General features: G+C 70.5%; 19 protein-coding genes. 6 read left to right on the top strand and 13 right to left on the bottom strand.

The window, feature by feature from the left end; translation table 11 throughout:
* The first annotated feature begins 626 nt into the window (after window positions 1–626).
* Window positions 627–1,178 (top strand): VanZ family protein, encoded by a 552-nt coding sequence (locus tag ACWD4G_RS26130; protein ID WP_451297382.1) that lies wholly within the window; start codon window positions 627–629, stop codon window positions 1,176–1,178.
* 136 nt (window positions 1,179–1,314) lie between these two features.
* Window positions 1,315–1,515: a PspC domain-containing protein gene (locus ACWD4G_RS26125; protein ID WP_451297380.1), complete on the top strand. Its 201-nt coding sequence runs from the start codon at window positions 1,315–1,317 to the stop codon at window positions 1,513–1,515.
* 149 nt (window positions 1,516–1,664) lie between these two features.
* Here ACWD4G_RS26125 and ACWD4G_RS26120 read toward each other — a convergent pair whose 3' ends face one another.
* Window positions 1,665–2,063 carry an ATP-binding protein gene (locus tag ACWD4G_RS26120; protein WP_451297378.1) on the bottom strand — a complete coding sequence of 133 codons (399 nt, stop codon included), beginning with the start codon at window positions 2,061–2,063 and terminating at the stop codon, window positions 1,665–1,667.
* Window positions 2,064–2,195: 132 nt separating this feature from the next.
* The gene (locus tag ACWD4G_RS26115; RefSeq protein ID WP_451297376.1) at window positions 2,196–3,359 is read right to left on the bottom strand and encodes an adenosine deaminase; all 1,164 of its coding nucleotides are present in this window, start codon (window positions 3,357–3,359) and stop codon (window positions 2,196–2,198) included.
* A gap of 113 nt (window positions 3,360–3,472) precedes the next feature.
* Here ACWD4G_RS26115 and ACWD4G_RS26110 point away from each other — a divergent pair, with 113 nt between their 5' ends.
* Window positions 3,473–4,243, top strand: coding sequence for an alpha/beta hydrolase (locus tag ACWD4G_RS26110; protein ID WP_451297374.1), 771 nt, complete (start codon window positions 3,473–3,475; stop codon window positions 4,241–4,243).
* 70 nt (window positions 4,244–4,313) lie between these two features.
* On the opposite strand, the gene ACWD4G_RS26105 is transcribed toward ACWD4G_RS26110, so the two are convergent.
* Window positions 4,314–5,354 carry a LysR family transcriptional regulator gene (locus tag ACWD4G_RS26105; RefSeq protein WP_451297372.1) on the bottom strand — a complete coding sequence of 347 codons (1,041 nt, stop codon included), beginning with the start codon at window positions 5,352–5,354 and terminating at the stop codon, window positions 4,314–4,316.
* A gap of 63 nt (window positions 5,355–5,417) precedes the next feature.
* On the opposite strand from ACWD4G_RS26105, the gene ACWD4G_RS26100 reads away from it, so the two are divergent.
* Window positions 5,418–6,719, top strand: coding sequence for an MFS transporter (locus ACWD4G_RS26100; protein WP_451297370.1), 1,302 nt, complete (start codon window positions 5,418–5,420; stop codon window positions 6,717–6,719).
* 33 nt (window positions 6,720–6,752) lie between these two features.
* Here the strand turns inward: ACWD4G_RS26100 and ACWD4G_RS26095 are convergent, their stop codons facing one another.
* Window positions 6,753–7,310, bottom strand: a complete 558-nt coding sequence (locus ACWD4G_RS26095; protein ID WP_451297368.1) for a TetR/AcrR family transcriptional regulator — start codon at window positions 7,308–7,310, stop codon at window positions 6,753–6,755.
* 122 nt (window positions 7,311–7,432) lie between these two features.
* On the opposite strand from ACWD4G_RS26095, the gene ACWD4G_RS26090 reads away from it, so the two are divergent.
* Window positions 7,433–8,626, top strand: a complete 1,194-nt coding sequence (locus ACWD4G_RS26090; protein WP_451297366.1) for an FAD-dependent monooxygenase — start codon at window positions 7,433–7,435, stop codon at window positions 8,624–8,626.
* Window positions 8,627–8,761: 135 nt separating this feature from the next.
* On the top strand, window positions 8,762–9,772 hold the full coding sequence (locus tag ACWD4G_RS26085) for a sigma-70 family RNA polymerase sigma factor (protein ID WP_451297364.1): 1,011 nt from the start codon (window positions 8,762–8,764) through the stop codon (window positions 9,770–9,772).
* On the opposite strand, the gene ACWD4G_RS26080 is transcribed toward ACWD4G_RS26085, so the two are convergent.
* From ACWD4G_RS26080 to ACWD4G_RS26040, 9 genes are all read right to left on the bottom strand, one after another.
* Entirely contained in the window at window positions 9,665–10,051 is a 387-nt protein-coding gene (locus tag ACWD4G_RS26080) for an STAS domain-containing protein (RefSeq protein ID WP_451297362.1), read from the bottom strand. The genes ACWD4G_RS26085 and ACWD4G_RS26080 overlap by 108 nt on opposite strands.
* A gap of 193 nt (window positions 10,052–10,244) precedes the next feature.
* Window positions 10,245–11,528, bottom strand: a complete 1,284-nt coding sequence (locus ACWD4G_RS26075; RefSeq protein ID WP_451297360.1) for a thymidine phosphorylase — start codon at window positions 11,526–11,528, stop codon at window positions 10,245–10,247.
* 105 nt (window positions 11,529–11,633) lie between these two features.
* Complete coding sequence (locus ACWD4G_RS26070) at window positions 11,634–12,032, bottom strand: cytidine deaminase (protein WP_451297358.1); 399 nt, start codon at window positions 12,030–12,032, stop codon at window positions 11,634–11,636.
* Window positions 12,029–13,303, bottom strand: coding sequence for an ABC transporter permease (locus ACWD4G_RS26065; RefSeq protein ID WP_451297356.1), 1,275 nt, complete (start codon window positions 13,301–13,303; stop codon window positions 12,029–12,031). The genes ACWD4G_RS26070 and ACWD4G_RS26065 overlap by 4 nt, the downstream gene beginning before the upstream one ends.
* The gene (locus ACWD4G_RS26060; protein ID WP_451297354.1) at window positions 13,300–14,436 is read right to left on the bottom strand and encodes an ABC transporter permease; all 1,137 of its coding nucleotides are present in this window, start codon (window positions 14,434–14,436) and stop codon (window positions 13,300–13,302) included. Before ACWD4G_RS26060 ends, ACWD4G_RS26065 begins: the two co-directional genes overlap by 4 nt.
* Window positions 14,436–16,040 (bottom strand): ABC transporter ATP-binding protein, encoded by a 1,605-nt coding sequence (locus ACWD4G_RS26055; RefSeq protein WP_451297352.1) that lies wholly within the window; start codon window positions 16,038–16,040, stop codon window positions 14,436–14,438. The genes ACWD4G_RS26060 and ACWD4G_RS26055 overlap by 1 nt, the downstream gene beginning before the upstream one ends.
* 328 nt (window positions 16,041–16,368) lie before the next feature.
* Window positions 16,369–17,424, bottom strand: a complete 1,056-nt coding sequence (locus ACWD4G_RS26050; protein ID WP_451297350.1) for a BMP family lipoprotein — start codon at window positions 17,422–17,424, stop codon at window positions 16,369–16,371.
* 358 nt (window positions 17,425–17,782) lie between these two features.
* Window positions 17,783–18,841: a BMP family lipoprotein gene (locus ACWD4G_RS26045; protein WP_451297348.1), complete on the bottom strand. Its 1,059-nt coding sequence runs from the start codon at window positions 18,839–18,841 to the stop codon at window positions 17,783–17,785.
* Window positions 18,842–19,209: 368 nt separating this feature from the next.
* The gene (locus ACWD4G_RS26040) at window positions 19,210–20,478 is read right to left on the bottom strand and encodes an amidohydrolase (protein WP_451297346.1); all 1,269 of its coding nucleotides are present in this window, start codon (window positions 20,476–20,478) and stop codon (window positions 19,210–19,212) included.
* Window positions 20,479–20,682: the final 204 nt, after the last annotated feature.

Here is a 20,682-nt window from a genome sequence, read left to right as displayed (position 1 = left end):
CGGGACCACCTCGGACGACCGGGCATCGCACCCTCCCGAGCCAGGGCTCCGGGGGGCCGTCGGGCCGCCAGGCACACGTCCACCACACGAAAACCCCGCCAAGCGCCCGCCCGGAAACCACGGCGGGGCTGGACGCCTTCCTGAGCCGGGGCATGGGCCTGCCACCGGGCCCGGGGGCGCCCGGCGGGGCCGAGCGGGGCTCGGGGCCACCTCGGTACGACCGGGCATCGCATCCACCCGAGCCAGGGCTCCGGGGGGCCGTCGGGCCCGCGTCCACCGCACGAAAACCCCGCCGGGCGCTCCCGCCCGGGAACCGTTGCAGGGCTGGGCGCCTTCCTGAGCCGGGGCGTGGGGCTGCCGTCGAGCCCCGGGGGCGCGCGGGCCGAGCGGGGCTCGGAGCCGCCTCGGGCGACCGGGCGTCCCATCCTCCCGAGCCAGGGCTCCGGGGGCATCGTCGGGCCGCGAGGCGCGCGTCCACCGTGCCAGAGCCCCTGGGCGCGCCTTCGGGCGTCGTCGGCGTGTGTGCCCGAGGCCGGCGCGCTGGGGCGTCGGAGGCGGGTGTGGGTGTTACGGGATTCGGATAAAGCGGCGGAACCGATCGTGCCGGGGGCGGCGTCTTGGGGGGCGTGCAGCGTCAAGGTACGTGCGGCCACAGTGCCGGGGTCCGGGTTCGTGCGGCGGGGGGTGTCCTCCTCGTCGCACATCTCGTGCTCGTTGCCTGGATCACGCTGCGTCCGCTCGATGTCACCTATGTGAGCGCCTCCAACCTCCGCCCCTTCGCCGGCATCAGAGCGGATCTGGCGCTGGGCTGGCCGGAGGCGGCGCGACGGCTCGGCGAGGCGCTGGCCCTGCTGGCGCCGCTCGGTGTGCTGCTGCCGATGGCCCACGGCAGACTGGCGGTGTCGCCGGTCGCCTCACTGGCCCGCACGATGGCGGTTGGGGCGCTGCTGTCGCTGGCGATAGAGCTGCTGCAGACCGGGGTGCCCGGTCAGGTCGTCGACATCGACTCGATCCTGCTGAACACGCTCGGCGTGGCGCTGGCCCATGTCACCGTCGTACCCGCCGTCAGGGGCGCGCTGCGCCGCAGGGCCGCCACCCGCGTGCCGTCGGAGCCTCGCCGGGGGGAGCCCTCTCAGGGTCGTACCCCGACGATTCCCAGGGTCGGAATGGCTCCGTAGAGGGACGCTTCGTCCGCTTCGTCACCGTAGCGTCGATGGTGTGGAAAGGAGCGGTGGCCGCCAAGAGGCCCCGCCCCGCCGTCGGCCCGTGGAATCGGTCCGCGGGCGGCGCCCCACACCGACGAAGGAGCCCCTCATGAGCCGCCTTGCCCGCCCTGCTGAAGGCCGGATGATCGGCGGAGTGTGCGCAGCGCTGGCACGGCGCTTCGGCACCTCCGCGACCACGATGCGCGTGATCTTCCTGCTGTCGTGTCTGCTTCCCGGCCCCCAGTTCCTGCTCTACATAGCCCTGTGGATCGTGCTCCCCTCCGAGGACAAGGCCCGCACGGCGTGGTGACCCACCGGGTGACACCCACCCGGTGACCGGCACACCGAAGGGGCGCACCCACGGAGGGTGCGCCCCTTGTCGCGTACGTACGGCGGCGGTGCGGAGCTTCCCGTGCGTACGCGGGGAATGCGGGACGCGGGCACCCGGCCGGGCGGCGCTCAGGCGCCCGCGCCACCGCCGAGCGGCAGACCGTTCACACCGAGGCCGTTGGTGCCGAGTCCTTGGGTGGTGGGGAGGGCCGTCTGGCCGACGGGGAGGCCGCCGAGGAGTTTACCGACGGGAGAGGTGGGGCCCTCGGCGAGGACGCTCGCGGTGGCGGGCTGCGCGGCCTCAAGACCGGCGCCGAGCGCCCGCTGGCCCTGGGTGACGGCACCGGTGGCACTCGGCAGCGCCTGCGAGACCTTCTCCACGGGCAGCGACTGGGTGACGGTGCCCAGGGCCTGGGAGGCATCCGGGGCAGGTGCGCTCGGGGCGGCGTTGGCGGCGCCCGCGCCCGCGGCGGCGATGGCGGCACCGAGGGCGGCGACACCGAGGGTCTTGGCAGCAGACTGCTTCATGGGGAATGCGTCCTTGGATGCGTTCGACGAGTGGTGAGCGGTGTCGAAACGTAAACACCAAAGTCCCGCCGTACGCAAACATCGAAAAGTGGCCGCGTCGCGGTTGACGCCACCTTTTCCCCAAGGCGCGTTTCAGCCCTCTTCGTTGAGAGAACCGCTGGTGGAAGCCGTTTGACGGAACAGCCATTCGGATTTCAACTCGGCATATCCGGGCTTGATCACGTCATTGATCATGGCCAGTCGTTCATCGAAAGGAATGAATGCTGACTTCATAGCATTGACCGAGAACCACTGAATGTCGTCGAGCGTGTAACCGAAGGCGTCGACCAGACACTCGAATTCACGGCTCATGGTGGTACCGGACATCAATCGATTGTCGGTATTGACGGTGGCGCGGAAATGCAGTCGCCGCAGCAGCCCGATGGGATGCTCGGCATACGAACGGGCCGCACCGGTCTGGAGGTTGGAACTGGGGCACAGCTCCAGCGGGACGCGCTTGTCGCGGACGTAGGAGGCGAGGCGGCCGAGCTTCACGGAGCCGTCCTGGTGGACCTGGATGTCGTCGATGATGCGCACCCCGTGGCCGAGCCGGTCGGCGCCGCACCACTGCAACGCCTGCCAGATGGACGGCAGTCCGAAGGCCTCACCGGCATGGATGGTGAAGTGGTTGTTCTCGCGCTTGAGGTACTCGAAGGCGTCCAGGTGCCGGGTGGGCGGGAACCCGGCCTCGGCACCGGCGATGTCGAATCCGACGACGCCCAGGTCGCGGTAGCGGTTGGCGAGTTCGGCGATCTCCAGGGAGCGGGCCGCGTGCCGCATCGCGGTGAGCAGGGCGCCGACACGGATACGGTGACCGGCCTCCTTGGCGCGCCGCTCGCCCTCGCGGAAGCCCGCGTTGACGGCCTCGACGACCTCTTCGAGGCCGAGGCCGCCGTCGAGGTGCTGTTCGGGGGCGTAGCGGATCTCGGCGTAGACGACACCGTCCGCGGCGAGGTCCTCGGCGCACTCGGCGGCGACCCGGAACAGCGCGTCCCGGGTCTGCATCACGCCGACGGTGTGGGAGAAGGTCTCCAAGTACCGCTCCAGGGACCCGGAGTCGGCGGCCTCGCGGAACCACATGCCGAGCCGGTCGGGGTCGGTCTCCGGGAGGCCCGCGTAGCCGCTGTCGCGGGCGAGTTCGACGATCGTTCCGGGGCGGAGGCCGCCGTCGAGGTGGTCGTGCAACAGAACCTTGGGCGCCCGGCGGATCTGGTCCGAGTCCGGGGTGCCTCCGGTCCGCTCAGTCTGGTTCGTCATTTTCGCACGATAACTCCTACGCGCGTAGAGCGCCTGTCGGGTGGGGCCGTCGATACCCAATGGTGACCAGGCGTAGGGGTGGCGTACACCATGACTTCTGACACTGTTCTGTCATGGCGCAGCAAGCAATGCCGGTCCGTACGCCCCGACTTGGGCGGACGGTCGGCCCGGAGCCGGGGGCTGTCAGCGGTGTGGTTCTGCTGCTGCCCGACGGCGACGAGGCATCCACCCGCAGACCCTCCCCCATGCTGGCCGCGGCCTCCGTACGCGCCCTCGGCCGCCGGCTCGCGCGGGCGGGGCGCGGGGAGGGTCTGGCCATCCATGTCGTCCACTACCGCTGTCGCGGATGGAACGGCACGGAGGCGAGGCTGGCGCGGGATGCCGAGTGGGCCGCGGACGAGGTGGTCCGGCGGTACGGCGACGTACCGGTGTGCCTGGTCGGCCTCCACATGGGCGGGCGGGCCGCGCTCCACGCCGGGGGGCACGACGCCGTCAACTCCGTGCTCGCCATCGCTCCTTGGCTGCCGGAGGAGGATGTGGCCACTCCTCCCGAGCCGGTGAAGCAGTTGTCCGGGCGGCGGGTGTTGATCGTGCACGGCACGAATGACGAGCGGGTCGATCCCGAGTTGTCGTTCCGGTTCGCGGAGCGGGCGAAGAAGACGAATCCCGGCATCTGCCGGTTCGAGGTGCATGCGGATCGGCATGGGCTGCAGCAGTACCGGGACGAGGTGTATGCGTTGGCCTCGGATTTTGTGATGGGGGTGTTGTTCGGGAGGGGGTTCGCTCGGCCCGTCGAGGATGCGCTTGCGGCTCCGCCGCCTTTGGGATTGCGGATGCCGCTTGCCTCCGGCTTTGGGCGGGAGCGATCTCGTCTGCGTGGTTGAGGTTGTATCGCGACTGCGGGTGCGTTGTGGTTGCTCGCGCAGTTCCCCGCGCCCCTGGGTTGGCTGCCGCTCAACTTGCCAGCAAGTTCCCTCTTCTCGACAACAGGAACTTCTTGAACGACGCCACCGGAGGTGTGTCCGGGTGGCCGTCCAGCCAGGCCACGCCGATTTCTCTTACCGCTCTCGGAGCCGTGACCGTCAGCTCCACCACGCCCGGTCTGGGCACGGCCGGTGGGGGCAGGAGGGCCACGCCCAGGCCCGCCGCGACCAAACCCCTCAGCGTCTCCGCCTCCTCCCCCTCGAAGGCGATGCGCGGCTTGAAGCCGGCCTCCTTGCAGAGGTCGTCGGTGATGCGGCGCATGCCGTAGCCGGGTTCCAGGGTGACGAAGGTTTCGTCGGCGGCCTCCGTGAGACGGACTCGTTTGCGGGAGGCGAGGCGATGGTCGGCGGGGACGACCAGGCGGAGTTTCTGTTCGTCGAGGCGGCGGGCGACCAGGTCGGGGGCGTCGGGGATCGGGGAGGTGAGACAGAGGTCCAACTCGCCCGCGCGCAGGCGTTCGATCATGGCCTCGCCGTAGTTCTGGACGAGGCTGAAGCGGACGCGCGGGTGCTCGGCGCGGAATGCCTGGAGGAGGGCCGGGACTGTTTCGGCGCCCATGGTGTGGAGGAAGCCGAAGGCGACCTTGCCGGTGGCCGGGTCGGCGTCGGCGCGGACCTCGTCGGCGGCGCGTTCGAGGTCGGCGAGGGCGCGTTCGACGGAGGCGTGGAACGTACGGCCGGCCGGAGTGAGGGAGACCGTGCGGCCCCGGCGGGCGAACAGGTCGACGCCCAGGTCCTGTTCGAGGCGGACCATCGCCCTGGAGAGCGTCGACTGCGGGACCTGCATCTCCTGGGCGGCCCGGGTGACGTGCTCGGTGCGGGCGACCCCGGCGAAGTAGGCGAGGCGCGGGGCCAGGCTCAGGACGATGTCCTCGATGCCCTCGGCGTCATGGGGCGCATGGTTGGCGTGGTCGGCACGAGTGGCATGGGTGGCATGGGTGGCATGGCCATCGACTTGTTTTGTGTCACTGGGCTGTGACAGCCGCCGCTCTGACCTCAGTTGATGCATCACGGGAACGATTATGGGGGTTCCATGCATTGGACGGATGAACGGTGGCGTACGTAGTTTCGAGGCATGCCTTCCGCCAGTACCGGGGCGTCCACCACCGTGGGCGCCGTCTCAGCCTCCTCCACCCACTCCAGCGCGTCCCGCCGTTCGCACGCCGTCGACTCCCGGATGACCCCGGGTGGGCCCGGCTACCGGCGGATGAGCCTCGCGCTCTTCCTCGCGGGTATCGCGACCTTCGCCCTCCTCTACTCCACCCAGGCGCTGCTGCCGCTGATCTCGGGCGGCTTCGGGAGCACGGCGAGCGCGGCGAGCTGGACGGTGTCGGCGGCCACCGGTGCGCTGGCGCTGTTCGTACTGCCGATGAGCGCGCTGTCGGAGCGGTTCGGGCGGCGCACGGTGATGACGGTGTCGCTGGCGGTCGCGGTCGGCGTCGGTCTGCTGATCCCCTTCGCGCCGTCGCTGGGCGCGCTGGTGGTGCTGCGGGCGGTGCAGGGTGCGGCGCTGGCCGGGGTGCCCGCGTCGGCGACCGCCTATCTCGCCGAGGAGGTGCGGCCCAAGGCCCTGGTCACCGCCATCGGTCTCTTCGTCGCCGGCAACAGCGTCGGCGGTATGAGCGGGCGGATCGTCACCGGATGGGTCGCGCAGGAGTGGGGCTGGCGGGTCGCGCTCGGGGTGCTCGGGCTGATCGCGGTGGGATGCGCGGTGGCCTTCCGGCTGCTGCTGCCCGCGCCGAAGCACTTCGCGAGCGGGTCGCTGCGGCCGGCGGTACTGGTCCGCACGGTCCGCACCCACCTCGCCGACCCGCTGCTGCGCCGCCTGTACGCCATCGGCGCCCTGTTCATGACGGTCTTCGGCGGCGTCTACACCGTCATCGGCTACCGCCTCACCGAGGCCCCCTTCTCCCTCCCGCAGGGCGTCATCGGCTCGATCTTCCTCGTCTATCTGGTCGGTACGGTGTCGGCCTCGACCGCCGGGAAGCTGGTGGGACGCCTGGGCCGGCGCGGCGCGCTGTATCTGGCGGGCGGTACGACCACCACCGGTCTGCTGGTCTCCCTCTCCGACTCCCTGCCCCTGGTGCTGCTGGGCCTCGTCCTCATCACCTCCGGGTTCTTCGCGGGCCACGCGGTCGCGTCGTCCGCCGTCAGCCACACGGCCAAGGAGGGCCGGGCCCAGGCCTCGGCCCTGTACCAGTCCGCCTACTACGTCGGCTCCAGCGCGGGCAGCACGCTCGGCGCGGTGGCCTTCCACGCCGGGGGCTGGCTCGGCACGGTCGCCATGGGACTGCTCGCGGTGCTGGGAGTCGTGGCGATCACGGTGGTCGGCTCGCGCGCGGCTCGGGCGGAACGGCGGTTGGCGGCGGCGTACTGAGCCCCACGGCTCAACACCTCAACGCCTCACCGTTCACGACAGGGCCGCCGCCACCAGCCTCCGGATCTCCCCCTCGGGGACGCCGCCGCCGTTGACCAGGCGGTCGAAGACCAGGCCGTCCACGCAGGTCAGCAGGGTGATCGTGCGCTCCTCGGGGTCTTCGACGCCTTGGGCCGTCAGGAAGTCCTGGACGATCTGGCGGCCCGCGTTGCGGCGGGGGACGAGGATCTCCCGGAGTTCGGGGTGGTGCACGCTCTCGATGGCGCAGGTGTAGCGGGCGAGGGAGCGTCGGCGGCCCTCTCCGGTGAGGCGCAGCTCGATGAGGGCGGCGATACCGGCGGTCAGTTCGTCGGCGTTGCCCGGCATCGGTGTGCGGTCGCCGATCTCCTGGAGTTCCGCCTGGTCGAGTGCGATCAGATGCCGGACCAGTGCGGTGAGCAGCGCCCGGCGGGTGCGGAAGTACGCGGAGGTGGTGCCGGACGGCAGGTCCGCGGCCCGGTCCACCGCGCGGTGGGTCAGACCTCGGATGCCGGTCTCGGCGAGCACCGTGAGGGCGGCGTCGGCGAGGTGGGTGCGTCGATCGGTGGGCACCCCCCATTTCTACACCTGTAGAGGATCGGAGGAGATCGGAGTAGCCTGAGCGGGCCTGAGGCTTCTACATCTGTAGAAGACCGTGGCGTGGTGAGTGGCGTGGCAACCGGAGGGGGCCGGACATGGGTGGCGGCGCGGTGGTGGTCGGCGGCGGCATCGGCGGGCTGGCCGCGGCGATCGGGCTGCGGGCGGCCGGCTGGGAGGTGACGGTCGTCGAGCGGGCGGCCGTCCTGGACGACGCGGGCGCGGGCATCTCCCTGCACGCCAACGGGCTGCGCGCCCTGGACGTCCTGGGTGTCGGGGAGGCGGTACGGGCCGCCGCGCGGCCGCAGTACACCGGGGGTACGCGTACGCCGGGCGGCGGTTGGCTGGCCCGGATGGACGGGGCGGTGCTGGAACGCGAGCTGGGCTCCCCGATCGTCGGCATTCCGCGAGCCGTGCTGCACCGCCTGCTGCGCGAGGCGCTGCCGTCGGAGTGTCTGGTCGTCGGACGGGAGGTGACGTCCGTCGATGTCTCCGTCCCCGGGCGGGTACGGGTGCCTCTCGAAGACGGTGTGCTGGAGGCGGATCTCGTCGTGGCCGCCGACGGGGTGGGCAGCCGGCTGCGGACACTGCTGTTTCCCGGCCACCCCGGACCCGTGTACAGCGGGTCGACGGTGCTGCGGGCCATCACCGAGCGGCCGGTCGTCGCATCGCGTACCGACTTCGAGCTGACGTGGGGGAAGGGCGCCGAGTTCGGGCACATCGCGTTCTCCGACGGGCGGGCCGAGTGGCACGCGGTGTTCAACTCGCCGCCAGGAGTGCGGTACGCGGACGGCCTCGCCGAGACGCGGCGCCGCTTCGGGGGCTGGCACGAGCCGATCCCGGCGCTGCTGGACGCGACCCGCCCGGCGGCCGTACTGCACCACGACATCCATGAGCTGGTCACACCTCTGCCCGCGTTCGTGGTGGGCCGGGTCGCGTTCCTGGGCGATGCCGCTCATGCCATGACCCCGCATCTCGGGCAGGGTGCCTGCCAGGCGCTGGAGGACGCGGCCGTCCTGGCCGCCGCGCTCGCCGGCGAGACGGTTGTCGAGTCCGCGCTGAGCCGTTACGACGCCGAACGCCGGCCCCGGAGCCAGGCGGTCGCGCGGGCGGCGCGTCAGGCGGGCCGGATGGGGCAGCGGCTGGCCCATCCCGTCGCCGTGGCCGCACGCAACGCGGGCCTCCGGCTCGCCCCGTCCGGCCTGTCCGTGCGAGCCGTTCTGCGTCACGCGGACTGGACACCGCCGGGCCCTGGCCCCCTCCCACCGGAGCGCCGACGGAACGCCACCTGAGCGCTGCGACCCTTCTGACCTGGGCGTTTGTTCGCTGCAGGGGCCATTGTCAGTGGGCTGGGGTAGCTTGCGAACTGTTGGTGCGGGTGCGCGATGCGGCGTGCGACGCGGACGAGCCACAGGGGTGGGTTGGCGATGAGTGAAGGCGCGGCTACGGCTACGGCGGACCTGGATGTCCGGCTGGAGGAGTACCGGGTCGAGCTGACCGGGTACTGCTACCGGATGCTCGGCTCGTCCTTCGAGGCGGAGGACGCGGTGCAGGACACGATGATCCGCGCCTGGCGGAGCTACGAGAAGTTCGAGGGCCGGTCCTCGCTGCGCTCGTGGCTGTACCGGATCGCGACGAATGTGTGCCTGGACATGCTGACCGCGGGGAACAAGCGGGCGCGTCCGATGGATCTCAGCGAGTCCACGCCCCTCGCCCGGGCCGCCCTCGCACCCCGCCCCGACAACACCTGGCTGGAGCCGGTCCCGGACGCCCGGGTGCTGCCGACGACCGCTGACCCTGCGGAGGCGGCCGTGGCCAAGGAGAGCGTGCGGCTGGCGTTCGTCGCGGCGCTGCAGAAGCTGCCCTCCAAGCAGCGGGCGGTGCTCATCCTGCGTGAGGTGCTGGCATGGAAGGCCAGCGAGGTCGCCGAGCTGCTGGACACCTCGGTGGCGTCGGTGAACAGCGCGTTGCAGCGGGCCCGCGCGACCCTCGGGGAGAGCGACGGGCGCGCGGCGCGGGCCGATGTCTCCGATCCGCTGGACGAGGAGCAGCAGAAGCTCCTGGAGCGCTATGTCGCCGCGTTCGAGGGGTACGACATGGCGGCGCTGACGGCTCTGCTGCACGAGGACGCGGTGATGACGATGCCGCCGTTCGACCTGTGGCTGACCGGCACGGGCGACATCACCGGGTTCATGACCACGCTGGGCGCCGCCTGCGCGGGGTCGCGTCTGGTGCCGGTCGCGGTGAACGGACTGCCGGGGTTCGCGCAGTACAAGCCGGACCCGGAGGAGGGTGGTTTCACCGCCTGGGCCGTGCAGGTGCTGGAGATATCAGAGGGCCGGATCGCCGGGTTCCACTGCTTCCTCGACACCGCCCGCTGGTTCCCGCTCTTCGGTCTCCCCCTCCACATCGAGGGCAAGCCCGACGAGGCCCAGTAGCGCCCGCAGCGCCGGGTCGGGGTCCCGCAGCCGTATCCGGCCCCCGGCCCGCCGCGCGGTGAGCTGCATCCGGGCCAGCGCGTCGATGGTGCCGAGGCCCGGCGGTCCGACCCCGCCGACATCGCACACCACCGCCCCGGCCTCGGTCGCGGCCAGCAGCCTCCGCACGTCGTCACACAGCCGCCCCACGTCATCCCGGGTGACGGGGCCGGCCAGCACGAGTACAGCGGGTGTCATGGCGTCCACGATCGGTAGACCGGGGGGAGGGGCGTAACTCATCGGTACCGGCCCGGCCGGCCCTCGGCCGCGGGGGCCAGGTGCCGGCTGGAACCGACGAGCCCTCGGCCGGACCCGAAAGGGGTGTGCCATGAGCGGCCTCCGGGCACGGGCGCGGGCCTGGCCGCAGGCGCGGGCCTGGGCACGGGCGCGGCCCCGGGCACGGGCGCGGGCGCGGCGCGCGCACGGGCGCGGGTCAGGCGATCCGCTCCAGCACCACCGGTGAAGCCGTGAACTCCGTGCCCGGGGCCGCGATGTCGTACGAGCCGGCCACCGCCTCCAGGGCGTAGTCGAAGCGCTCGGGGGTGTCCGTGTGCAGGGTCAGCAGGGGCCGGCCCTCGGTGACCGGGTCGCCGGGCTTGGCGTGCATCTCGATGCCCGCGCCCGCCTGGACCGCGTCCTCCTTGCGGGCGCGTCCGGCGCCGAGTCGCCAGGCGGCGACGCCGATGTCGTACGCGTCGAGGCGGGTCAGGACGCCGGAGGCGGGCGCCTTCACCACGTGCTGTTCGCGAGCCGTCGGGAGCGGCGCGTCCGGGTCGCCGCCCTGGGCCGCGATCATGCGGCGCCAGGCGTCCATCGCGGAGCCGTCGGCGAGGGCCTTCGCCGGGTCGGCGTCCTTCACCCCGGCCGCGTCGAGCATCTCGCGGGCCAGGGCGAGGGTCAGCTCCACGACGTCCGCCGGGCCCCCGCCCGCCAGGACCTCCACCGATTCGCGGACCTCAAGGGCGTTGCCGGCGGTCAGGCCGAGCGGGGTCGACATGTCGGTCAGGAGGGCGACCGTCCTCACACCGTGGTCCGTGCCCAGGCCCACCATCGTCGAGGCCAGTTCACGGGCGTCCTCCAGCGTCTTCATGAAGGCGCCGCTGCCGACCTTCACATCCAGGACCAGGGAGCCCGTACCCTCGGCGATCTTCTTCGACATGATCGAGGAGGCGATCAGGGGGATCGCCTCGACCGTTCCCGTGACGTCTCGCAGCGCGTAGAGCTTCCTGTCGGCCGGGGCCAGGCCGTCGCCCGCCGCGCAGATCACGGCGCCGACGCTGTCCAGCACGGCCAGCATCTCCTCGTTGGAGAGCAGGGCCCGCCAGCCGGGGATCGACTCCAGCTTGTCCAGGGTGCCGCCGGTGTGGCCGAGGCCCCGGCCCGACAGCTGGGGCACCGCCGCGCCGCAGGCCGCCACCAGCGGCGCCAGGGGCAGCGTGATCTTGTCGCCGACCCCGCCCGTGGAGTGCTTGTCGGCGGTCGGGAGGGAGAGCGACGAGAAGTCCATGCGCTCGCCGGAGGCGATCATCGCGGCCGTCCAGCGGGCGATCTCGCGGCGGTCCATGCCGTTGAGGAGGATCGCCATGTTGAGGGCGGCCATCTGGTAGTCGGCGACCTCGCCACGGGTGTAGGCGTCGATCACCCAGTCGATCTGCTCGTCGCTGAGTTCGCCGCGGTCCCGCTTGGTGCGGATGACGGAGATGGCGTCCATGGCCATGGCTGTCCTTTCAGGATTCCGATCGGGGTTCTTCGACAACGGTCCGACGGTGATCGGAAAGTGCGCGGCCCCCCTGAGCGCCAACTCAGAGGGGCCGCACGGGGGTTACTTGGTGAGATGGCCCGGCCCGAAGGCCTGGGGCAGCATCTCCGAGAGGGGGACGATCCCCGCCGGGGTCTCCAGCAGGAGATCGGGGCCGCCGAACTCGTACAGCAGTTGGCGGCAGCGGCCGCACGGCACGAGGATCTCGCCCTTGCCGTCGACGCAGGTGAAGTGCGTCAACCGGCCGCCGCCCGTGCGCTGCAGCTCCGAGACCAGTCCGCACTCGGCACACAGACCGAGACCGTACGAGGCGTTCTCGACGTTGCAGCCGGAGACCGTACGGCCGTCGTCGACGAGCGCGGCCACACCGACCGGGTAGTCCGAATAAGGGGCGTACGCGTGGGACATGGCGTCCCGGGCCACCGCCCGCAGCTCGTCCCAGTCGACGGCGGCGACGGTCACTTGCCCTGTCCCTTCCGGTACGGCAGGCCGTCCGCCTTCGGCATCCGCAGGCGTTGGGCGGAGAGCGCGAGGACGATCAGGGTGATGACGTACGGGGTGGCGGCGACGACCTGGTTCGGGACCTCGTTGGTGACGGAGTACCAGGTGAGGACGAGGGCGCCGATGACGAAGGTGATCGCGGCGGCGACGTACTTCCTGCGGACCGCCTGCCAGACGGCACCGATGATCAGCAGCAGCGCACCCAGCAACAGCAGCGCGTGGACGTTCTCGGAGCCGCCGCGCAGGTTGAGGCTGTCGGTGTAGCCGAAGAGGCCGGCGCCGATGGCGAGGCCGCCCGGCATCCAGTTGCCGAAGATCATCGCGGCGAGGCCGATATAGCCGCGACCGCTGGTCTGGCCCTCCAGATAGAAGGGGTTGGCGACGATGGAGAGGAAGGCGCCGCCGAGGCCGGCCAGTCCACCGGAGATGATCACGGCGAGGTACTTGTACTTGTAGACGTTGACGCCGAGGGACTCGGCGGCCACCGGGTTCTCACCGCAGGAGCGCAGCCGCAGCCCGAAGGCGGTGCGCCACAGAATCCACCAGGTGCCGGGGATCAGCGCGACGGCGACCAGGGTCAGCCAGGACACATTGGTGACCAGGCCGCCGAGCAGACCGGCGATGTCCGAGATGAAGAACCAGCCCTTCTCGTTGAGGGTCTGGAGCGCGTCGGAGAGGCCGGGCACCGTGAAGTCGCCGAGGGAGTCGACCGGCGGGGACTGCTTGGCTGAGCCGCCCTGGTGGCCCTCGAAGGCGAGGGGGGCGAGATAGCGGGTGGCGCCGAGGGCGAGGATGTTGATGGCCACACCGGAGACGATGTGGTTGACGTTGAAGGTGACGGTGACGAAGGCGTGCAGCAGACCGCCGACGCAGCCGCCGATGATGCCGACGAGGACGCCGGTCCACGGCCCCCACTGGAAGCCGGCCCAGGCGCCGAACCAGGTGCCGAGGATCATCATGCCTTCGAGGCCGATGTTGACCACGCCCGCCCGCTCGGCCCACAGTCCGCCGAGACCGGCGAGGCCGATGGGGACGGCCAGTTCCAGGGCGGTGGACATCTGGCTGACGTTGGTGATGCCGTCGGCGCCGGTGATGATGCGGACGATCGAGGTGAGTGCCAGGACGCCGGCGATGACCAGCAGCAGCACGGGCAGCGACAGCTTGCGGCCGGTCGGGGCGGCCGGCTGCAACGAGGGCTGGTTGACGTCGGTCGCGGTGGTGCTCGTGGTCATCGGCCAGCCACCTCCTTCGTGTTGTTGTTGTCGCCGGAGGTGTCCGCGCCGAGTACATGCCCGGCGGCGAGTTCCGCGCCGACCCGGCGCTGCTGGCGGCGCAGGCCCCACTCGCGGACGGTCTCGTAGGAGACGACGACCGAGAGCACGATCAGGCCCTGCATGATGACCGCGATCTCCTTGTCGTAGCCGTGGAAGTCCAGCTCGGGCGAGGCCTTGTCGAGCCAGGCCCACAGCAGGGCGGCGAAGGCGATGCCGACGGGGCTGTTACGGCCGAGCAGGGCGATGCCGATACCGAGGAAGCCGATGCCGGTGGGGAAGTTGAGGCTGTAGGTGTGGGTGTCGCCGAGCAGGATCGGCAGACCGGCGAGGCCCGCGACACCGCCGGAGATCAGCATGGCGGTGAGGATCATCCGCTTGGGGTCGACACCGCTGGCCGCGGCGGCGGTCTCCGAGGCGCCGGAGGCACGCAGGTCGAAGCCGAAGCGGGTGCGGTTGATGACGATCCAGTAGCCGATGCCGAGGGCCACCGCGAGCAGGACCAGCCCGTAGATCTCGCCGGCCTTGCCCATGTCGATACCGGGCACCCAGCCGGACTCGGCCATCTCACCGGTGGTGTTGTTGTTGCCGACCTTCACACCGGCGACGTTCGGCAGCCAGAGATAGCCGATGACGGAGGTGGCGATCGCGTTCAGCATGATCGAGGCGACGACCTCGCTGACCCCCCGGGTGACCTTGAGGACACCGACGATGCCGGCCCAGAAGGCACCCGTGAAGATCGCGGTGAGCATCAGCAGCGGGATCTGGAGCGCGGCCGGCAGATCCATGTGCGCGCCGACGATCGCGGTGATCATCGCGCCGAGGAGGTACTGGCCGTCGACACCGATGTTGAACAGGTTCATCCGGAAGCCGATGGCCACCGCGAGGGCCGCGATGTAGTACAGCGAGGCCTGGTTGATGATCCGGACCTGGATGTCGGAGAACGAGGCCTGCTCGAACATGATCGAGAACGGCTCGACCGGGTTCTTGCCGGAGGCCAGCAGCACGATCGCCGTCAGGACGAAGGCCACGGCCAGCGCGAGGACCGGTCCGGCGACCGCGAGGAGCACCCGCTCCTTGTCGAACTTCTTCATCAGTTGGCCTCGTCTTCCGGAGACTCGCCGGCCTCGGGGGCCTTGCGCAGGTCGGGAGTCTCGGGGGTAACTTCCCGCGTCTCGGGGGTCTCTTCGTGTTCGAGGTGACCGGTGGCGGCGCCGGTCATGGCCGAGCCCAGCTCCTCCGGGGTGATGGTGGCCGGATCGGCGTCGGCGACCAGCTTGCCGTTGTAGATCACCCGGAGGGTGTCGGACAGACCGATCAGCTCGTCGAGGTCGGCGGAGATCAGCAGGACGGCGAGGCCCTCGCGGCGGGCCTCGCGGATCTGGTCCCAGATCTGGGCCTGCGCCCCGACGTCCACACCACGGGTGGGGTGGGCGGCGATCAGGAAGCGCGGCTTGTGGCTCATCTCGCGGCCGACGATCAGCTTCTGCTGGTTGCCGCCGGAGAGGGAGGCGGCGGTGACGTCGATGCCGGGCGTGCGGACGTCGTACTCCTCGACGATCCGGCGCGTGTCCTCCTGAGCGGCCTTCGGGTCCAGCCAGAAGCCCTTGGCGTTGGGCCGCTCGGTCACATGGCCGAGGATACGGTTCTCCCAGAGGGGGGCCTCCAGCAGCAGACCGTGCCGGTGGCGGTCCTCGGGGATGTAACCGACGCCCTGCTCACGGCGCTTGCGGGTGTGCCAGGCGGTGATCTCGTCGTCGGCCAGCCTGATGGTGCCGGAGTCGGCGTGCTTCAACCCGATGAGCGCGTCGACCAGTTCGGTCTGGCCGTTGCCCTCGACACCGGCGAGACCCAGGACCTCGCCCGCGTGGATGGTGAAGCTGATGTCGTCGAGGAGGGCCTTGCCGCCGACGGTCTCCAGGCGGAGCTTGTCGACGGTCAGTATGGGACGGTCGGTGACCGTCGACTCCGCCGTCTCCGGCGTGGGCAGCTCGCTGCCGACCATCAGCTCGGCGAGCTGGCGCGGGGTGGTCTCGGACGGGACGGCCGTACCGACGGTCGTCCCGCGCCGGATGACGGTGATCTCGTCGGCGACCGACAGCACCTCGCCCAGCTTGTGCGAGATGAAGATGACCGCGAGGCCCTGTGCCTTGAGTTCGCGCAGGTTGGCGAAGAGGGAGTCGACCTCCTGGGGAACGAGCACGGCGGTCGGCTCGTCCAGGATCAGGGTGCGGGCGCCCCGGTAGAGGACCTTGAGGATCTCCACGCGCTGCCGCTCGGCGACGCCCAGTTCCTCGACCAGGACGTCGGGGCGCACCCCGAAGCCGTACCGGTCGGAGATCTCCTTGATCTTGCGGCGGGCCTTGGCGCCGATGCCGTAGAGCTTCTCGCTGCCGAGGACCACGTTCTCCAGGACCGTGAGGTTGTCGGCGAGCATGAAGTGCTGGTGGACCATGCCGATGCCGCGCACGATGGCGTCGGCCGGGGAGGAGAAGGAGACCTGCTCGCCGTCGACCGCGATGGTGCCCTCGTCCGGCTTCTGCATGCCGTAGAGGATCTTCATCAGCGTCGACTTGCCGGCGCCGTTCTCCCCGACGAGGGCGTGGACGGTGCCTTTGCGGACGGTGAGATGGATGTCGTGGTTGGCGACGACACCCGGGAATCGCTTGGTGATCCCGGCGAGTTCGACGGCGGTCACCGATTCGTTGACCGCCGCGTCGGCCGGAGGGCTGCTGGACGCGTTGATGGCGCACTCTCCTGGGAAAGGGGGTCGTCTACGCGCGTAGCGCCCCTACGGCATCGAAAGCGGGCGGCGACGTACCTAGACAACGGGGTACAGGGAGCGCTGCTCCCGCGGGAGCGATGTTCCCCGTACCCCGTTGAGCGCACGTAACCCCGCGGTTACCGGTGACACCGAGGGGTGGACCGCTCATGTCCGCCCTCCAGGAGGAGTGGACCTGACCCGTCCTCGCTCCCCCGGCGCCACCTGGCTGCTCGTGGTACAGCCGGCTCGTTCGCTGACCGGCTCAGCTGGTCTTGACCTTGATCTCGCCGCTGATGATCTTCTCCTTGGCCGTGGCGATGGCCTCCTGGAGCTCGGTGTTGCCCTTGAAGGTGGGGTTGGAGTCGGCGAGACCGACCTCGCCGGACTTCAGATCGCCCCTGACGATACCGGTCGCGGGCTGACCGTCCTCGACCGACTTCGCCAGGTTGTACACCGCCTTGGCAACGTCCTTCGTCGCCGAGGTCAGGATGGAATCCTTGTACTTCGCGAGGGCTTCCTGCTGGTACTGGTCGGAGTCGACGCCGATCGCCCAGACCTTGTTCGCGGCGGCGGCCTCGATCACTCCCTGACCGGACAGACCGGCCGCCGCGTACACGACGTCGGCCTTCTTCTCGATCTGGCCCTCGGCGGCCGACTTGCCCTTGTCCGGGCTGGAGAAGCCGCCCTCCTCCGCCGTCTGCGTCAGGTACTGGGTGAGCACCTCGGCCTTGGGGTTGGTGTCCTTGACGCCCTGCTCGAAGCCGGCCTGGAACTTGTGGATGAGCGGGATGTCCACACCGCCGACGAAGCCGACGACGTCGCTCTCGGTGGACTTCGCCGCCGCCACACCGGCCAGGTACGACGCCTGCTCCTCGGAGAAGACCAGGTCCGCGACGTTGTCCAGCTGGACGGTCGAGTCGTCGACGATGCCGAAGGTGACGTCCGGGAACTGCTCGGCGGCGGCCTTCACGGCGGTGGCGTACGCGTAGCCGACGCCGACGACCGGGTTGTAGCCCTGCTTGGCCAGCGAGACCAGGCGCTGCTCCTTGTCGGCGTCCGTCTCGCCCTCGGTGGGCTCGATGTCCTGGGTCTCGTACCCGAACTCCTTCTTCGCCTGCTCCAGGCCCGCGTACGCCGCGTCGTTGAAGGACTGGTCGCCCTTGCCGCCGACGTCGTACGCGATGGCGAGGCCCTTGTCGCCGCCCTTGGAGTCGGCGGACGTGGAGGCCTCGGTGGAGGTGCCGCCGCAGGCGGTCAGGACGAGGGCGAGGGAGGCGGTCGCTGCGCCTGCGACCGCGAGACGGGAAACCCGGCGCATGTTTTGGTGCTCCTAGTCGTTCTAGCGCCGGGGGGTACTGCACGGTGGTGCTTCACAGGTGCGGCGCTGGCTTTCGCCGAGGGTAACGCGCGTAGACCCTCCGGGAAAGGCGGGGGGACCACGTTGTTATGGGGCCGTGTCGCAAAGGGGGCCGGGGGTGGTGTGGGGGGTTGTCGGTCGAGTGTCGGCTGCGGGTGTGTTGTGGCTGGTCGCGCAGTTCCCCGCGCCCCCAAAAGACTCGGCGGTGGCCTTCAGCGGCGCTCACTAGTGACCCGCGTACATAAGTGACCCACAAAAGCGAAGGTGGGCGGGTGCACATGCCGCACCCGCCCACCTCACCTCACTCAAAGATGTCCGACTACTCGGTCTTCACCTTGATCGTGCCGGCGATGATCTCTTCCTTGGCCTTGTCGACCGCGGCGGAGAGGCCCTCGATCTTGGCGTACTCCGGGTTGGAGTCGGCGAGGCCGACGCCGTCGACCTTGAGGTCGAAGGTCTGGACGCCGGTGAGGGGCTTGCCGTCCTCGACGGACTTGGCGAGGGCGTAGACCGCGCCGCCGACGTCCTTCAGGGCGGAGGTGAGGATGTAGTCCTTGTAGGAGGCGAGGGCCTCCTGGTTGTACTGGTCGGAGTCGACGCCGATCGCCCAGACCTTGGCCTTGGCCGCGGCCTCGATCACACCCTGGCCGGAGAGGCCGGCCGCCTGGTAGACGACGTCGGCGTTCTTCTCGATCTGGCCCTCGGCGGCGGCCTTGCCCTTGTCGGGGCTGGAGAAGCCGCCCTCCTCGGCCGTCTGCGTCAGGTACTGCGAGATGACCTTGACCTTGCCGCCGCTGGTGTCCTCGACACCCTGCTTGTAACCGGCCTCGAACTTGTGGATGAGCGGGATGTCCACACCGCCCACGAAGCCCACGGTGTTGGTCTTGGTGGCCTTGGCCGCGGCGACACCGGCGAGGTACGAGGCCTCCTGCTCGGCGAAGACGAGGGACGCCACGTTGTCGCCCTCGACGACCGAGTCGACGATGCCGAAGGTGGTGTCCGGGTAGTCCTTGGCCACGGCCTCCATCGCGGGGCCGTAGGCGAAGCCGACGCCGATGACGGGGTTGTAGCCCTGCTTGGCCAGGGAGGCCAGGCGCTGCTCCTTGTCCGCGTCGGTCTCGCCCTCGGTGGGCTCGATGTCGGCGGTCTCGTAGCCGAACTCCTTCTTCGCCTTCTCCAGGCCCGCGTACGCCGCGTCGTTGAAGGACTGGTCGCCCTTGCCGCCGATGTCGTACGCGATGGCGAGACCCTTGGTGCCCTGGCTCTCGCCGTCGCCGCTGCTACCGCTCTCGCTGCTGGTTCCACCACAGGCCGTCGCGGCGAGTGCCAGCGACGCGACCCCCACCGCGACGCGGGTCAGTTTGGAAATCCGACGCATCTTGAAGTTCCCCATCTCTCCACAGCCCCGCAGCCGGGTGCTCAGTTCGGCGCACATTAACGCGCGTAGACACTCCTGGGAACGGGGTTTCGACTGGCCGTTATCCATTCGTGCCGATGCCGGTTACGTCCTCGTGAACCATGGGATCGAAAGGGGCGGATCGGGGCATGCCCCGAGGGCGCCGCCCCTCGCGTTCCGAGTACTCGGGGTGACTTCTGCGTCTGGTGCGCGCGCCGTACGAGGGGCGTACGACACGCGCACCAGGCTGCCGCGAGGGCGAGGGGCCCGCAACCGGAAGGGGTCTCGATGGGGCGACGATCGGGTACCGAGCCGCTTACCGGCCCGCCCGCCCGTGCGTAGCGGGGTGCTTACGGGGTGCTGGTGACCGCCGCGTCGAGGAGCTGCATCCGGGCGTCGAGGAGGGCGGCGGCGGTGAACAGTTCGACGCCGACCGTGATGGCGTGCTCGTCGGCGTCGAAGTCGCCCTGGTGGAGGTCGCGGACGGTGAGATCGCCGGGGCGGCGTACGCCGAGGCGGGCCATGGCGCCGGGGACGTGCTCCAGGTACCAGGAGAAGTCCTCGCCGCCGAGGCTCTGCTCGGTGTCCTCGATGGACCTGACGCCGCGACGGGCGGCCATGGCGTCGTGCAGCAGTTCGGTGACGACGGGGTCGTTGACGACCGGGGGGACTCCGCGAATGTAGTTGATCTCGGACTTGGCGCGGTGCAGGGTCGCGATCTCGGCGACGGCCTCGTGGACGAGGTCGGGCGCCTGCCGCCAGGCGTTGATGTCGAGGCAGCGCACGGTGCCGGAGAGCTCGGCGTGCTGCGGGATGACATTGGGCGCGTGGCCCGACTCGACCCGGCCCCAGGTCACGGAGAGTCCGCTGCGGGCGTCGACCCGGCGGGCGACGACCGCGGGCACGTCGGTGACGACGCGGGCGGCGGCCGTGACCAGGTCGGTGGTCAGGTGGGGGCGCGCGGTGTGGCCGCCGGGGCCGTCGAGGGAGATCTCCAGCCGGTCGCAGGCGGAGGTGATGGGCCCGTGGCGCAGCCCGATCCGTCCGGCGTCGACGCGCGGGTCGCAGTGCACGGCGATGATCCGCCCGACGCCCTTGAGCGCGCCGGTCTTGATCACATCGGCGGCGCCGCCGGGCAGGACCTCCTCGGCGGGCTGGAAGATCAGCCGTACGGGCCTGGGCAGCTCTCCCCGCTCGTGCAGTGCGGCGAGGACGAGGCCGGTGCCGAGGATGACGGTGGTGTGCACGTCGTGGCCGCAGGCGTGGGCGCGGTCCGGGACGGTGGAGCGGTAGTCGCAGTCCACCTTGGTGTCCGGGATGGGGAGCGCGTCGATGTCGGCGCGGATGGCGAGAACCGGTCGGTCGGCGCCGTCGCCGTCGAAGTCGCCGATGTCACAGATGAGCCCGGTTCCGGTGTCGAGTACTCGCGGCCGTAGCCCCGCCTTCTCCAGGCGGGCCTTGATCGCGGCGGTCGTACGGAACTCCTGGTTGCCGAGCTCCGGGTGCATGTGCAAGTCGCGGCGGAACGCGACGAGTTCGGCACGCAGGGCTTCGGGCAGGGTGCCGGGGAGGGCGGCTTCGGCTTCCCCGGGCAGATCGGCCTCGGACTCTCGGGACATCAGTTGGTTCACCCTCTGAAGGGTAGGGCGATCGGGCGGCCGACGATCCCTCGATCAACAAAAAATCAGCCCGTCCGGGGAAGTTTTCCGGCCGCACAACGCATACGTATTGGCAGGGATGGGTATACCCGACCACCTTTCGGGGGCGGGTGCACCGCAGGGACGGGACGCGATCGCCGGCGCTGTCGCGATGACCGGGGCGGC

The organism is Streptomyces sp. NPDC002643, assembly GCF_053592555.1.
This window is presented reverse-complemented; position numbering and strand designations above follow the sequence as displayed.

Coding starts and splice junctions, on each gene's coding strand:
- ACWD4G_RS26080 (WP_451297362.1), bottom strand. CDS start 10,051: ATGAGTTACGCCCCTCCCCCCGGTCTACCGATCGTGGACGCCATGACA.
- ACWD4G_RS26050 (WP_451297350.1), bottom strand. CDS start 17,424: ATGCGCCGGGTTTCCCGTCTCGCGGTCGCAGGCGCAGCGACCGCCTCC.
- ACWD4G_RS26125 (WP_451297380.1), top strand. CDS start 1,315: ATGAGCCGCCTTGCCCGCCCTGCTGAAGGCCGGATGATCGGCGGAGTG.
- ACWD4G_RS26100 (WP_451297370.1), top strand. CDS start 5,418: ATGCCTTCCGCCAGTACCGGGGCGTCCACCACCGTGGGCGCCGTCTCA.
- ACWD4G_RS26075 (WP_451297360.1), bottom strand. CDS start 11,528: ATGGCCATGGACGCCATCTCCGTCATCCGCACCAAGCGGGACCGCGGC.
- ACWD4G_RS26115 (WP_451297376.1), bottom strand. CDS start 3,359: ATGACGAACCAGACTGAGCGGACCGGAGGCACCCCGGACTCGGACCAG.
- ACWD4G_RS26065 (WP_451297356.1), bottom strand. CDS start 13,303: ATGACCACGAGCACCACCGCGACCGACGTCAACCAGCCCTCGTTGCAG.
- ACWD4G_RS26120 (WP_451297378.1), bottom strand. CDS start 2,063: ATGAAGCAGTCTGCTGCCAAGACCCTCGGTGTCGCCGCCCTCGGTGCC.
- ACWD4G_RS26060 (WP_451297354.1), bottom strand. CDS start 14,436: ATGAAGAAGTTCGACAAGGAGCGGGTGCTCCTCGCGGTCGCCGGACCG.
- ACWD4G_RS26090 (WP_451297366.1), top strand. CDS start 7,433: ATGGGTGGCGGCGCGGTGGTGGTCGGCGGCGGCATCGGCGGGCTGGCC.
- ACWD4G_RS26085 (WP_451297364.1), top strand. CDS start 8,762: ATGAGTGAAGGCGCGGCTACGGCTACGGCGGACCTGGATGTCCGGCTG.
- ACWD4G_RS26110 (WP_451297374.1), top strand. CDS start 3,473: ATGGCGCAGCAAGCAATGCCGGTCCGTACGCCCCGACTTGGGCGGACG.
- ACWD4G_RS26045 (WP_451297348.1), bottom strand. CDS start 18,841: ATGCGTCGGATTTCCAAACTGACCCGCGTCGCGGTGGGGGTCGCGTCG.
- ACWD4G_RS26040 (WP_451297346.1), bottom strand. CDS start 20,478: ATGTCCCGAGAGTCCGAGGCCGATCTGCCCGGGGAAGCCGAAGCCGCC.